14 protein-coding genes are annotated in these 14670 nt (G+C 38.0%); 8 read left to right on the top strand and 6 right to left on the bottom strand.

Features of this window, described 5'->3' with window-relative positions:
* Positions 1–47 precede the first annotated feature (47 nt).
* Positions 48–971 (bottom strand): LysR family transcriptional regulator, encoded by a 924-nt coding sequence (locus ACXITR_RS05310; protein WP_457996193.1) that lies wholly within the window; start codon positions 969–971, stop codon positions 48–50.
* Between the two features lie 332 nt (positions 972–1303).
* On the opposite strand from ACXITR_RS05310, the gene ACXITR_RS05305 reads away from it, so the two are divergent.
* Complete coding sequence (locus ACXITR_RS05305; protein ID WP_457996192.1) at positions 1304–2083, top strand: fumarylacetoacetate hydrolase family protein; 780 nt, start codon at positions 1304–1306, stop codon at positions 2081–2083.
* Here ACXITR_RS05305 and ACXITR_RS05300 read toward each other — a convergent pair.
* Positions 2080–2556 carry a Tic20 family protein gene (locus tag ACXITR_RS05300; protein ID WP_457996191.1) on the bottom strand — a complete coding sequence of 159 codons (477 nt, stop codon included), beginning with the start codon at positions 2554–2556 and terminating at the stop codon, positions 2080–2082. The two genes, ACXITR_RS05305 and ACXITR_RS05300, sit on opposite strands and share 4 nt — an antisense overlap.
* Before the next feature lie 29 nt (positions 2557–2585).
* The gene (locus ACXITR_RS05295; RefSeq protein WP_457996190.1) at positions 2586–2783 is read right to left on the bottom strand and encodes a hypothetical protein; all 198 of its coding nucleotides are present in this window, start codon (positions 2781–2783) and stop codon (positions 2586–2588) included.
* Positions 2784–3011: 228 nt separating this feature from the next.
* Between ACXITR_RS05295 and era the strand changes: the two genes are divergently transcribed.
* Together era and ACXITR_RS05285 are read left to right on the top strand one after the other, a co-directional pair.
* Entirely contained in the window at positions 3012–3953 is a 942-nt protein-coding gene (era, locus tag ACXITR_RS05290; protein ID WP_457996189.1) for a GTPase Era, read from the top strand.
* A gap of 114 nt (positions 3954–4067) precedes the next feature.
* Positions 4068–4268: a hypothetical protein gene (locus tag ACXITR_RS05285; protein WP_457996188.1), complete on the top strand. Its 201-nt coding sequence runs from the start codon at positions 4068–4070 to the stop codon at positions 4266–4268.
* Here ACXITR_RS05285 and ACXITR_RS05280 read toward each other — a convergent pair.
* Entirely contained in the window at positions 4265–4561 is a 297-nt protein-coding gene (locus ACXITR_RS05280; RefSeq protein ID WP_457996187.1) for a TIGR03792 family protein, read from the bottom strand. The genes ACXITR_RS05285 and ACXITR_RS05280 overlap by 4 nt on opposite strands.
* A 98-nt stretch (positions 4562–4659) precedes the next feature.
* Here ACXITR_RS05280 and ACXITR_RS05275 point away from each other — a divergent pair, with 98 nt between their 5' ends.
* The 3 genes from ACXITR_RS05275 (at position 4660) to ACXITR_RS05265 (ending at position 7139) form a co-directional block, all read left to right on the top strand.
* Complete coding sequence (locus ACXITR_RS05275) at positions 4660–5571, top strand: branched-chain amino acid transaminase (RefSeq protein WP_457996186.1); 912 nt, start codon at positions 4660–4662, stop codon at positions 5569–5571.
* A gap of 134 nt (positions 5572–5705) precedes the next feature.
* Positions 5706–6479 carry an LmeA family phospholipid-binding protein gene (locus ACXITR_RS05270; protein ID WP_457996185.1) on the top strand — a complete coding sequence of 258 codons (774 nt, stop codon included), beginning with the start codon at positions 5706–5708 and terminating at the stop codon, positions 6477–6479.
* A gap of 45 nt (positions 6480–6524) precedes the next feature.
* Complete coding sequence (locus tag ACXITR_RS05265; RefSeq protein ID WP_457996184.1) at positions 6525–7139, top strand: GerMN domain-containing protein; 615 nt, start codon at positions 6525–6527, stop codon at positions 7137–7139.
* A 34-nt stretch (positions 7140–7173) separates the two neighbouring features.
* Here the strand turns inward: ACXITR_RS05265 and ACXITR_RS05260 are convergent, their stop codons facing one another.
* Both ACXITR_RS05260 and zds read right to left on the bottom strand, forming a co-directional pair.
* Positions 7174–7338, bottom strand: coding sequence for a hypothetical protein (locus tag ACXITR_RS05260; RefSeq protein ID WP_457996183.1), 165 nt, complete (start codon positions 7336–7338; stop codon positions 7174–7176).
* A 60-nt stretch (positions 7339–7398) separates the two neighbouring features.
* A complete protein-coding gene (gene zds / locus ACXITR_RS05255) occupies positions 7399–8832 on the bottom strand; it encodes a 9,9'-di-cis-zeta-carotene desaturase (protein ID WP_457996182.1) in 1434 nt (477 codons plus the stop codon).
* Between the two features lie 458 nt (positions 8833–9290).
* On the opposite strand from zds, the gene ACXITR_RS05250 reads away from it, so the two are divergent.
* The gene (locus ACXITR_RS05250; protein WP_457996181.1) at positions 9291–13127 is read left to right on the top strand and encodes a choice-of-anchor L domain-containing protein; all 3837 of its coding nucleotides are present in this window, start codon (positions 9291–9293) and stop codon (positions 13125–13127) included.
* A 138-nt stretch (positions 13128–13265) separates the two neighbouring features.
* On the top strand, positions 13266–14670 hold a 1405-nt coding region (locus ACXITR_RS05245), incomplete at its 3' end, for a CAP domain-containing protein (protein ID WP_457996180.1).

Here is a 14670-nt window from a genome sequence, read left to right as displayed (position 1 = left end):
GGGGTTCGACAATTTTAGGTGTGGTTAGGTTTTCTGAAATTCTGTAACTAAAGATTTTTACTCACCGAAGGGGATTGGGTTTGACTATAAACAAGGTTAAAAAAGTTTTTGATGGTGGGAATCTCTAACCTATCCCTTGTCGTCACTAAAACCACGTCTCTGGTGAGGGGTAGCCCTGAATCAAGGGCGATGGAGACCACCTCTAGGGTAGGATCTAATACAGCCTCTTGGAGAGCAGATTGGGGCAGTAAAGCGATTAAATTACCCTGACGAATTACCCCCCGAAAAGCATCAAGGGTGTTTAATTCCATGGCAACACTTAATTCAAAGCCGTGACTGGCAAATAAATCTTGGACAATGCGCTGCATTCCGTAGCCGTCTTTAAAAATAACTTGGGGAAAACCGACTAAATCTTTAATGGTTAGGGTTTTATAAGAAGCTAGGGGATGATCTTTTGCGACCAATACCTGTATCACTTCTTCGTATAATGGACGTACAAACATTTCCCCCGTGGCTGTCAAATATTTATTATTCATCACCACCGCAACATCTACGAGTCCATCCCGTAAAACTTTTAAGGCGCGATCGCTCCCTAAAGCTGTTACCCTTAATTGTACTTGGGGAAAACTACGACAAAATTGCTGTAGGATAGGGGGCAAAAAATAAGCACACACCGAATGAATAGCCGCCACGCACAACTCAGGTTGCTCCCCCTGTAAAAGTTCCTTCATTTTTTCCTCAACCTTTTCCCACTCCTGACAAATGCGCCTAGCATGGGGCAACAATCGCTCTCCCCCCACCGTTAACTTTGCCTGGGCGTGACGATGAAATAAAGAAGTACCCAAATGAGCTTCTAAGGCCTGAACTTGACGGCTTACCGTGGACTGGGTAACACCACATTTTTTGGCCGCTTGTCCAAAACTACCCGTATCACTAACCGCTAAAAACGCCTTAATTTGCTCAATTCTCATTAATTTATCAATCCTCTACCTCTGGTATTACATCCATTAATACCCTACGATTAGATAACCTTTCCAATCTGTAACAATCCATACTATATTGTTCAAATATTCCTTGCCCAGCAGAAAGGCAAAACTCACAACCACAAATAAAAGGTGATAATTAGATTAGGACTACTTTTAATCAAAGATGATGTATTGAAATCTTAGTGATTTTACTATAGCATTACCTAGGAGTAATTTTTTCTCTTGTTTTAATGGTTTACGGTTGTTTAAAAAAACTTTATTTTTTTTATAAAAAAATCATCAATAAAACTTAATATCTAACTTTTAGAATTTATATCATGGCACAGCGTTATGTAAGGGTGAAAACCGAAAAAGGACAAACATATTACGGGAAACTACAACTTGACCGTAGTGTGCTGGTTTTAGATGCTCCCCCATGGCTAGATGGCGGCGAAACGGATCTAATTTTGGGGGTTGATGAATATCTCTTACTTGCACCCTGTGCTCCTTCTAAAATTGTTGCGGTGGGTAAAAATTATGCTTCCCATGCAGCGGAGATGGGTTCGGATGTGCCGAAAGAGCCTTTAATTTTCTTAAAGCCCCCCTCTGCCATTATTGCCCATGAGCAAGTTATTTATTATCCTAAACAGTCCCAAAGGGTAGATTTTGAAGGGGAATTGGCAATTATAATAGGCGATCGCACGAAAGACTGTACCCTAGAAGAAGCTAAAACAAAAATATGGGGTTATACTATCGCCAACGACGTTACCGCCAGAGATTTACAGAAAAAAGACGGACAATGGACAAGAGCGAAAGGATTTGATACATTTTGCCCCCTCGGCCCTTGGATTGTAAGGGAATTAACATCAGGAGCAAAACTAGAAACCATTGTTAACGAAGAAGAAAAACCAAAGCAGTCTGCACTACTAGAAGACATGGTATTTTCTCCCGCCGAAATTGTAGCCTATGTCTCCCAAATCATGACCCTTTTACCGGGGGATGTTATCTTAACAGGCACCCCAGAGGGCATCGCCCCCATGCAGATAGGGGACACCGTTAGTGTAGAAATTGAAAGCATTGGAGTATTAACCAACACCATTGAGGCTACCCCAGACTAAAAAGGTACTTGGGAATAAGCCGCCTCAGAAATACCGGGTAACTCGGCATATTTACCCGTAGCAGATTGATAGATACTATAGGCACAAGAGGCTAAAGTACCCAAGAAAATAACATTATAGAGGGTTTCCATAAATAGCCCTCCAATACCCCCTCCCAAAATACTAACAATCAGATTAACTAAAATTAATAAAATATCAATTAAAATTGCCTGCATGGCATTGTATCGAAGGAAGTGGCTAAAATTAGAATTTCTAATGACAAAAGAAAATAGGACAATAAAAATAATAAAACGAGCAAAAGGGATGATGCGATAAAGATAAATGAGAGGGATTAAGGGAATAGTTATTAATTGTAAAAGAGGAAATTGTCTGAATAAAAATATTCCAAATTCTAAAACATAGTAAAGGGGTATTAAATATACCAAAGAAGAAAATAGTCTATCTTTCCAATCATTTGAGCCTAGGCGAGTCATAAAGTTAATAGTTTATTTTTTGATTTCACTTATTCGATATTAACAAGATGAAAGCCCATCTGACACTGGTACACTATGGGTTGATTTTGCCCTAACTTGCCCAAACACTGCCCACAGCCCAACTTACCCTTTTGCCAACGGGGAGTACCCCCATGATTTGCCATGAGACAACCATTACATATTTTTTCAGTAGATAATAATTGTTCATTTTGGAGAATTACTAACATTGCCTAGCCCTCCTTGATGCTTAAATCCCATAATTCCATTTTACTCTTTTGCCCAGAAAAACTGTATTAACGGATGCTTAACTTAACAATTAATTATAAACTAGGAATTAAAACCCCTTGTTAAGTAGTAGATAACCATGGGTTGTATTTGTCAATCAACTAAATTATGTTACTTTTAAAGGATGATATTAACCGTGAAAATTATCACGACTTTTTCTAAGATTTTCTATGTCGAATGTTAACGATTTTGTTTCTAGTATTATTCCCATTGCACCAGAAAATTTCAAATCTGGTTTTATAGCCATTATTGGGCGCCCAAATGTGGGTAAATCCACTCTGATGAATCAACTAATCGGGCAAAAAGTTGCCATTACCTCCCCCGTTGCCCAGACTACTCGGAATCGCTTACGGGGAATTTTAACCACCGATGAGGCTCAAATTATTTTTGTGGATACCCCCGGTATTCATAAGCCCCACCATGAATTGGGCCGAGTTTTGGTACAAAATGCTACCTCAGCTATTAAAAATGTTGATGTAGTTTTATTTGTGGTGGATTGTGCTCAAAAGGCAGGAGGAGGCGATCGCTTCATAGCCGAATTGTTACATAATAATTCTACCCCTGTAATTTTGGGTTTAAATAAGGCTGATTTACAAAAGGGTGATACGGAAGAAATTGACGCTAGTTATGAAGAAATTTGTCAGGAAAATTGGCAACAGGTTAAATTTTCGGCTACCGATGGTACTGGATTAGAAAATTTACAAGAAAAGTTAATTGGTAATCTTGATAATGGTCCTTATTATTATCCCCCAGACCTAGTGACGGATCAACCCGAGCGGTTTATTATGGGAGAGTTAATTCGGGAACAAATTTTGTTATTAACAAGGGAAGAAATTCCCCATTCTGTGGCAGTTACCATTGAAAAAATGGTAGAAACTCCTAAAATAACTAAAATATATGCTGCTATTAGTGTCGAGAGAAACTCCCAAAAAGGTATCATAATTGGGGATAAAGGTAGTATGTTAAAGGAAATTGGTTCTGCTTCTCGTCAGCAAATGCAAAAAATATTAAGTGGAAAAGTATATTTAGAGTTATTTGTTAAGGTTGAGCCAAAATGGAGACAATCACGGTTAAGATTAGCTGAATTTGGTTATCAAGTTGATAAAAACTAATGGATAATTGATAATTTATCTTAATAACTTTGTTTTGTAATATTGTTCAAATCTGTATCGAATAAAGTTTTATATTTTCTTAGTAATTATTATTAATATTTTATTTATTTTATAATGTTAAATCTTATTACACATCCTAGTCCCAATGCTGTTTTTTTATTAGCTTTATTGCACTGTTTTATAGGTTTATTAGCAGGTATTGTCGCCGATACAAAAGGTTATTCCTTCGCCCTTTGGTTGCTCATCGGTGCGATCGCAGGTACCTTTGGACTAATAGCCTCCCTACGACTCAAACCCTTAAGCAAATTAAACTAGATAACTCTAAACTCCCTCGATTCCAGCATCCGAAAAGGAATATTCCCCATGGCATTTTGAAACTCAACATCAATCAACGCCAAATCCTGAGTAGGAATAGCCTTCCATAACTCCCTAGAAGCCCAACGAATCACAAATATAATTTCATCCTCATTTTCAGCCCTTGCCCAAACCTGCTTATCAACAAATCCCTCATACTTTTTAAGAGCATCAGTCCAAACTAATTTATCCTGCTCCAAAAAAAAGTCATGATACTCAGAATAAACCTCAAACTTTAACCATTCAATAACCATCCCTTAAGTCCTAACAATAAATAATGTTGAGAGTTTTAATAATACGTTGAAAACACCTATATAATTATAAGATTGACTAAAATTTATTGATCCAAATTATGCCTGATTTTTTACCCATCGCCTATTTTGAAGGTAACTTCGTACCCTTTAAAGAAGCTAATATTTCCATTGCTACCCACGCCCTACACTACGGCACAGGTGCTTTCGGTGGTTTAAGAGGTACTATCAACCCTCAAAATCCCAAACAAGTGCTATTATTTCGCTTAGATCGTCACTGCAAAAGATTAAGCAATAGTGCCAAATATCTTCACTATGATTTACCTGCTACCAAAATTTACGATGTAATCCAAGATTTTGTCAGTAAAAATGCTCCTGCTAATCCCTTCTATATTCGTCCTTTCGTTTATACCTCAGATTTAGGAGTAGCCCCTAGATTACACAACATCGAAAAAAACTTTTTTGTTTACGGTTTAGAAATGGGTGATTATTTATCCCCCGATGGTATTAGTTGCCGTATTAGCTCTTGGTATCGTCAGGAAGACCGCAGTTTACCCCTAAGAGGAAAAATCAGTGGCGCATACATCACCTCGGCTTTAGCGAAGACTGAAGCGGTGGATTCTGGCTTTGATGAGGCAATTTTAATGAACTCCCAAGGCAAGGTGTGCGAAGCTACGGGGATGAATATTTTCATGGTTAGAAATGGTAAATTGATTACCCCTAGTTTTGATCAAGATATTCTTGAGGGTATCACTAGGGATAGTGTAATAACTATTGCTGAAAATTTGGGTATTGAAATCCAACAAAGGGAAATTGATAAAACAGAATTGTTCATTGCCGATGAGTTATTTTTATGTGGCACAGCGGCGAAAGTTACCCCAGTTAAAAGGGTAGAAAATTATCATTTACCCAAGGAAAGACCTATTACAAGTAAAATTAAGGAAACTTTAACGGCTATTACGGAAAATAGAGATCCTAATTATCAAGATTGGATTACGGTTATTGATCTTTAAAGAATTAGTTATTAGTAATTATTGTATTGTAGATTTTTATATGTAATATTCAAAAACCCCACTGGTTATAGTTGGTGGGGTTCGGAACAAAAAAATAAACAATCAGTTCAAGTTCATTTTTTTTATTAGAAGTAATGGAATTTTTTATTAGCACTTTTACAATTTTTACTACTTTGATGTCATCGGGGGGGTTTATTATTGATAGTGCTTTTACCAATGCTATCAAACAAAATTCTGAATCCGTGGAGGAAATCGAGGTAAGGGTGGAAAATGTTCCTACCCACAATATTACTAAGGGTAAAGTTGATCGGATTAGGTTGGCAACACGGGGTTGGGAATTAAGGGAAAATTTTCGCTTAGATGTGTTTGAGTTAGAGACTGACCCTCTTCAGTTTGATTTTGGTCGTATTCGGGAAATTAATGCCCAAACTTGGCGTGAAATTGTCCAGAGTGATATTAATCTGGGTATTCGTACCGTTTTGACAGAAGAAGATCTTAACGCCATGGTGCGATCGCCCAGAGCCTTAGATATAATATCCTCATCCATCCCCCCCTCATCCCCCGAAGGATTTGAATTAGAAGACGTTAGCATCAATATCCTTCCCAATCAAAGGGTAAGACTAAACACCGTAGCAAGATCTCAAACCCCCGGAGTAAGAGTAGATTTTAGTATAGAATTTGGTATAGAACTAATCGACGGTCAACGGTTAAGAATTGTTGAACCCACGGGAACATTAAACGAGCGCCCCATATCACAACAACTATTACAAGGTTTTACCCAAAATATTAATATGCGCTTAGATCTCAATGCCCTTCAACGTTTTGGGGTGGTTGCCCGACTACTGCAATTAGATATAGAAGATGAAAATATAGAAATAAGTGCATTGATTCATGTTCCAAATCGTTAAAATTAGCTCAACAATATAATTATTTAATACTTATTTTTTATTATCATGGCAGACAAAAATTCTAACCCCTTTTCCTCCCTGAGAAATACAATTATCACTGGTAGCGTCGTTTTAGTCCTAGGCACCGTGGGAGCATTTATCGCCTATAATTCCATAAACAGACAAACGGGTCAAGTTCCTGAAAATCCCAACATTATTGAGCCAGTAGAACCCATTGAACCCAATCAACCAGCCCAAACCGAAGGGCAAAGGGTAAACCTTTATTGGTTAAACGAAAATTTAGAGATCACCCCCCGCACCACCGACTTACCAAAAGCCACCACCCAACAAGAAGTATTAACCAATGCTTTTAATATGCTGTTGCAAGGGTCAGACACCGATGATTTTAGCGCCATTCCCGATGAAACTAGATTATTAGACCTAGAAGTAAAAGAGGATGGAGTTCATGTGGACTTATCCTTTGAATTTACCACTGGGGGCGGTAGTGCTTCCATGGTTGGGCGTTTGGGGCAGGTAATTTTTACCGCCAGTAGTTTAGAGCCTAGCACCCCTGTATGGCTGAGTGTTGACGGTGAACCCTTAGAACTTTTGGGCGGTGAAGGTTTAGAAGTAGAACAACCCATGACTAGGGACTTATATCAAGAGCAGTATCAATTTTAAACTAAGATTTACTGAAAAATGGAGTCAATATGAATTATTTTGCCATGCTCTTTTTTATCAGATAACCTAAATAAAAACTGGTCAGAGCAGTGATGGTAATATCCCAAAACTGAGGTAACATCAAAGAGTATCTCTGGGCGATCGCCCCTAGCACAATAAAAATCCCCAGAAATACCGCATACCGATCTCTTTCCTTCATAATCTTAAAATCTAAAAGTAGGGTGGGCAATGCCCACCAAATAATTATCACCAGACAAAACTATCCCTTAGAAGCCAAAACAGCCTCCGCCGCCTGTCTTCCCGAAATCGTAGCCCCCTCCATACTATCAATATAATCTTGCTGAGTATAGCTACCCGCCAAGAAGAAATTATCAATGGGAGTCTTTTGAGCAGGGCGAAAAACATCCATCCCCGGTGCTTCACGGTACAGGGACTGAGCCAACTTCACCACACTATACCAAGTCATATTTAACTCCTTAGAAGAAGGGAATAACTTATGAACCTGATCCAAAACATGGTGAGCAATCTTTTCATTACTTTCCTTAATAAAGGGATCTCCAGGGGTTAACACCAACTGTAACAAAGAACCCTCACCCTCCCGATAATAGTCCGCAGGGCTAGACAAAGCCAAATCAGAAAAACAAGAGAAATCAGCATCCGCCGTATAAAGCAAATTATCAATGCCCTCAGCCCTCTCTAATTGGGCTCGTTTTTGAGGATCATTTAACTCCGTTACCCAACCATCAAAACGTAACTGCACCGTAGCCACAGGCACAGCATCAAGTTTATAGATATTGTCAAACTCAGACCACTTGCGCCATCCTTCAGGCAACAACCGTTGAATCCCGGGTACATCACAAGCACACACATATCTATCCGCCGTTACCAACTCTTCATTTTCCCCATCCGCAATCAATAAGCCCGTCACTTGAGCCTTACCATTTTCCTCATACTGAATTTCCCTTACCCGTCGGCGAGTATGAATCTTAACCCCTTTTTCTTCTAAGTAACTAACAATGGGGCCATGTAAATATTTATGGGGAGAACCTTCCAACATTCTTAATACAGAAGCCTCGGTTTTAGCCGCAAAAAATTGGAAAATAGTTAACATACAACGGGCCGAAATATTTTCCGTATCGATAAAGCCCAAAGCATAGGCAATGGGATTCCACATTTTATCCAAACTACCCTGATTACCCCCATGGCTCCTAAACCAATCGGCAAAACTAACTTTATCTAACTTGCGAATGTCTCGCATAGCCCCCTCAAAATCCACCAAACCCCTGACGATGGGGCTAGTGCCAAGGGCTAAAGAATTGGCTACCTTGTCCACCGCTGAAAGTTGGGAAGTAGTAAAAAATGCTTTTAAACCATTAAAAGGAGCCCCTGTGATAAAGCGAAAATCAAGCTCTCCTACCCTACCACCTTCGTTAATAAAGGTGTGAGTGTGTTGTTTTAAACGTAAATTATCGATCGCCCCTACCTTTTTCATAAGAGCAAAAAGATTGTAATAACAGCCAAAAAAGACGTGTAACCCCATCTCGATGTGATTACCATCCTTGTCAACCCAACTACCAACCTTCCCCCCCACAAAAGGACGAGATTCAAAAATTTCTACCTCACAACCAGCATCAACTAAATCAATGGCTGTGGCTAATCCTGCTAATCCAGCTCCGACGATGGCAACTCGCATTATTTTTTATCATACTCTTAACTTTTCTTTACATATTATAAACCTTAACTAGGGTGCGCTGGCAAAATCAGCTTGAAGAACAGTTAATAGTTAACATTATCCACAGAGCAAATCTACAAAGTTTGATCATTTAATTAATCACAAGTATTTTCTTAAGATTTTAGCGTAGTCAAATCTAGGTATAAATTACTGTATACCATAGAATAAAAATCATCAAAAAAAGTTGTTTATTCTATATGTATATGTATTAATATTATCACATAGAACAAAATGGTTATAAACATATATCTCTAAATGTTAAAACCCACTTAAAAATTTCCCTATATTCTTAGAAGAGGATTTTTTTATTTATGAAAACTCTCGTTTTAATCACAGTATAGATCATCAATAACATTTGGAATATATTGTGCTCCTAGTCAAAGTTCTAATTCAATTTATGTTATAAAACACAAAAAACGATGCCAGAAAATACCCAAAACCAGACATTTGCAGGTAATTCAGTATTCAGATTGTACGATTCGACCACTGACTCTCCTATTTTACTGTTAGATCAAATTATTTCTAATACTAATGGAATTGAAATCGATTTAGATAGTATCAACTTTATTGGAGAAGATCGATCAACATCATTTTTTGAAACTGTTAATTTTGGACAAAGCATTAGTTTAAATCAACCCGGTATTTTGTTGACTTCTGGGGATGGAGCACCACCTCTGGAAAATACAGAGATTAATTACACCATATCTTGGGATTCACCAGGAGATGCTCAACTAACACAAATAGCTCAAAATGCTTTTGGCGGTGCAGGGACAACCAACGATGCTGCTATTCTAGAGTTTGCGTTCACTAGAACAAACCCCAACGTAAATTCCATTTCATTTGATGTACTATTTGGTTCAGAAGAATATCCAGAGTTTATTAATTCTCAATTTGTAGATATAGCTGCTATCACACTAAACGGGACTAATTTCGCCCGAATAGAAGGAGATCCCAATAAACCTCTGAGTATTATTGGCACCACAGTGGAAGATGGAAGATTTGTGGACAACCTAAACAATATTCTTCCCATTGAATATAACGGTATAACAAGAAGATTATCCATACCCATTCCTCTGGAAACGGGACGTGATGACTATTTTGTAAGAATTGGAATCGCTGATACTGGAGATACCGCTCTTGATTCAGGTTTGTTTGTTTCTAATTTCCGTACGAGTACCAGCAGTTTTGGAGAAATTCCACTGACAGTAATAGAGGCTCCAACGCTTCCTATTAAAGTAAACCATAAGTTCCTAGAACTATTAGCAAAAGACTTAGTTTATCAAGACTGGGGCAACAACAAAGTCGAACTGCAACAAAAACTAAATCAGGGTAGTGTAATCAGTGGTATTGAGTATTACTTAGACCCCCAAGCAGGAAATGGTGGAATTTGGGGGGATGATTCTAAAGGTTTTTATGCTATTGGTTTAATCTCTGATGATCCCAATGCTCCTCCCATTTTAGCAATCAGAGGCAGTGATGATGCTTTTGATTGGCTTCAAAATACAGATATAAGAGGTGTTGGATTCGAGCAATTCCATGAGTTTCGTAGCGATATAGTATCGTGGTTAGAATCATTAGATCAACCTGCGTACATTACAGGTCATAGCTTGGGCGGTGCCTTATCTCAGTGGTTTGGCTCTTACATTACCGATACTACAGATTTATCTTTAGGAGAAATTGTAACTTTCAATTCACCCGGCATATCACCCATCGTTAACTTTGAGGGTAATACTTTTGGAAGCAATCTGTTCGATGATAGACAAGTTCTGGGTGTTACCCATTACACTACCTCTGCGGATGCGGTTAGTCTTGCGGGGAGAAATTATTTAAATGGTGCTTTTAAACAACTTCAATATGTCGGGATGCCTCCCTCTGTAAATTTTCAAACCTTCATTGAGGATGTAATATCGAAAGTAGTTTTAGAGAAACATTTAAATCCCATCTTAGATCCAACATTAGTGGACTCTCTCGGTGGTACCGTGACTCCACAACCTTTCTCTTTTCTAAACTCTCCTGTCTTCAACTATGGTCTTGATTCAGATTTTTTACAGTTGCGAGGGGGACTATCTCTTTTTGGTGGTTTATTGCAAACTGTACAATTTGGAACATTTGTTACACCCTTTATCGGAGTTCCTGTCGCCCTCTTCGGAGAAATTTTGAGAGGAGCATCAGTTGCATTAGGATCAAGATTAACTACGGAAACATTTCGCACAGAGCTAGGATTGGGTATAGAAATTTTGTCTGATCTTCTCGATGCACTCGAACCTATTCCACAGGCCATATCGGATATACTTAACTCTGCATATACAGCCATTGTTAATGGGGGAACTGCCGCATTGGAGGCCGTTACTAATTTTAGCGTTGAAACATGGGAAGCTATCAGCTCTTGGGGTGTTGATGCGTGGAATACAGCAGGTACATGGACTAATAATACTTGGAATGCTAGTAAAGATTTTACCATAGATACTTGGAATAGCATAACAAATATATTTACCAATGTAACAGATAATGTTACCAGCTTTATCATTGATAACAGTCAAAATATTTTTGAAGCTCTTTCTTTTACCCTTAGTCCTATTCTCCCAGTTTCTGCAGTATTCTCATTAAGTGAAACAGGGAATGAAGTCGCATTCGCCCTTAGTGATACAGGGGAACTAGGGATGGATACTATCAGCAGTCAAACCATCGAAGTAAGCATAAATATTTCATCCCCCAGCGAAGATATAATATTACTAGAGTATAGTACGGCTGACGGCTCGGCTGTTGAAGGTATAGACTATGTCGCCAGTGGTGGAATACTGACTTTTCAACCCGGAGAAACCGAAAAATTTATTCCTGTTGAAATATTGGGATTGGATACATGGTCTGAAGGGAAAACATTTAATATTGTATTAGAGAATGCCGAAAATGTTCTTCTCTTTAGTGAACAAATTACCGTCACGGTAAATCCCAACAATGCACCCGTTTTACTCAATCCTATAGAATCTCAAGATAGTCCCATTAATGAATTTTTTGACTTTCAAATTCCTGACAATACTTTCTTTGACGAGGATCTAACACTAGGTGATAGCTTAACCTACACGGCAACTTTAGTTGATGGAAGTTCTCTTCCTTCTTGGTTAACATTCGATCCTGTCAATTTAATTTTTAGTGGCTCTCCAGAGAATCTTGATATAGATAATATAACAGTTGTCGTAACAGCCATAGACGAAGCTCAAGAGTCGGTCAGTGCTGAGTTTGTTCTTAACGTAATTGTTCCTGAAAACAGTATTATTCAGGCAGCAGGACCTAATACGGGTACTTTATTTGAAGATAATGAGGGAAATAATGCCTTTGAAGGTAGCACAGCTGCTGACGTTTATAACTTAACCCTCGGAAGTGCTAATGTGATTTTAGGAACACCAGAGCAGTTACATCAAGACATCATAATTAACTTTGAATCTAATGATGTGATTTTAGTTAAGAATGCTCAATTTACCCAGGAAGATTTGACGGTTACTTTTGGTTCTGCTACTTTATCCATTGATACTAATGGCGACGGGCAATCTGATACAACCATAACTCTTGACGGGGAATATTCTGATAGCTTTGTGGTTAATCAACTACAAGAAGATACGATGATTGTATATACGGGGGAAGGTGATTCTATGATTCCGCCGAGTGAGCAAATTCTTACCCTCAATGAAGATAACATACAAATATTGTATCTTGCTCTCACTGGAAGACCTGCAGATTCTGATGGTCAAGAGTTTTGGAGAAGTGCTGTTGCCGAAAATAACATTAGCTATTCTCCTTCTAGTGAAGACAGTTTGATGAATTTCTCGGAAGAAAAAAGAACTGCTTATCAAGATATAATCAATGATTTTGCTTCATCTGATGAAACCATCAGACTATTTGGAGAGAATGACAACTTATCTCTCATTAACTTGATTTACAATAATGTTTTTAACCGCTCTGCAGAAGAGGAAGGATTAAATTATTGGAATGAGATCCTAGAGTCAGAAGATGTTAACTTTGCCAATTTAGCTCTTGAGATTACCCTCGGAGCAGTAGGTTCTGATGTAACGATTCTCAGCAATAAAATTGTGAGTGCGGAACTATTTACAGAAAGGTTAGACTCTCTTGGTGTTAGCTCAGGATATGTTGGAGAAGATGCTGAAAAAGTAGGTTTTGACTTTTTATCGTCTGTAGGTAATGCTTCTGCTACCCGAGTTCAAGTTGATGATGTGATTTTTGCTCCTCTAACGATTAGCTAGGGCTGATGATCATTGTATCAATTATACTAAATTAGTTTTTTGATACTAGCAAGGGGTATAGACCCCTTGCTAAAAAAAAGGATTCGGGGTGCTAACTTCTCTAGTTTCTCATTGATAAATATTAATTTACAAATAGCGATGAATAAAATCACGTCTAAAAAAAATAAAGTAAATAATAGCTTGATTAAAGATATAGATCAGTTAATGTTGGAATATGTTAACCGAGCAAGACTTAATCCCAGTCAGGAAGCTAACCGCCTCCTTGATGGTAATTTGAATCAAGGATTAGAGCAAAATTTGATTAATACGCATGGGAAACAACCCTTAGCTTTTAATCTTGATCTAACACAATCTGCAAGGGATCATAGTCAATGGATGTTAGAAAATAATATATTCAGTCATACAGGTATTAATAATACTAGTTCCCGAGAAAGAATGGTCACAGCCGGATATGAATTTAATGTATCTGGATCGAGTGGGGAAAATCTTTCATGGAGAGGTTCAACAGGAGAAATAAAATTAGAAGATTGGGTAGTTAGAAACTATGAAGGATTATTTATTAGTCCAGGGCATCGTATCAATATTCTAAACGAAAATTTTCAAGAAATAGGTATTAGTTCTTTAGTGGGAACTTTTACCCAAGATAATGTGGACTATAATGCTCTGATGACTACCCAAAATTTTGCGTTTTCAGGGAATGAAGGAGCATTTTTAACAGGGGTAATCTATGACGATTCCATCGTGCAAGATAATTTTTATACCATTGGGGAAGGGATTGCTGATGTCACAATTCGAGCAAAAAATGTAGCCACAGGAAAAATTTTTGAAACAGAAAATTGGTCAACGGGAGGCTATAGCTTATATCTACCATCGGGGGAATATAAAGTTAGTTTTATAGGTGACTTAACCAATGATTCTGAAATTGACACTGTTAACCGAAGTATTTTGATTGATTCACAGAATATCAAACTAGATATTTTACCCACGGATGTTATTCCCGTAGCGATTAATATTCCCGCTACAGAACAACTTTTAACTTTTAGTAAGGATAATCTACAAATTCTTTATATCCCTTTGACAGGAAGGCCCGGTGATTCTCAAGGACTAGAGTTTTGGAAAAATGCGGTTGATGGACACAATATTAATTATTCCCCTTCGACGGGTGATACTTTGATGAATTTCCCAAAAGAGCAAAGAATTGGTTATGAAACTATTATCAATGATTTTGCATCCTCTTCGGAAACCATAGGATTATTTTTTGCTGAAAATGATAATTTATTCGCCATTAATTTAGTTTATGAGAATGCTTTTAACCGCTCTGCGGAGGAAGAAGGGTTAAACTACTGGGGTAATGCCTTAGAAGTGGGAGATGTCACCTTCGCCAATCTCGCCCTTGAGATAACCTTGGGTGCGAGAGGCTCTGATGTTACTATATTAAAAAATAAAGTTGCCAGTGCCGAGTTATTTACACAGCAGTTAAACTCTCTTGGCATGGATTCAAGATATGTAGGAGAAGAGGCAGAAAAAATAGGTTTTGACTTTT

This window comes from Cyanobacterium sp. (assembly GCF_054166785.1).
The sequence above is the reverse complement of the archived record's forward strand: the minus strand, read 5'-3'. Positions and strand labels throughout refer to the sequence as shown.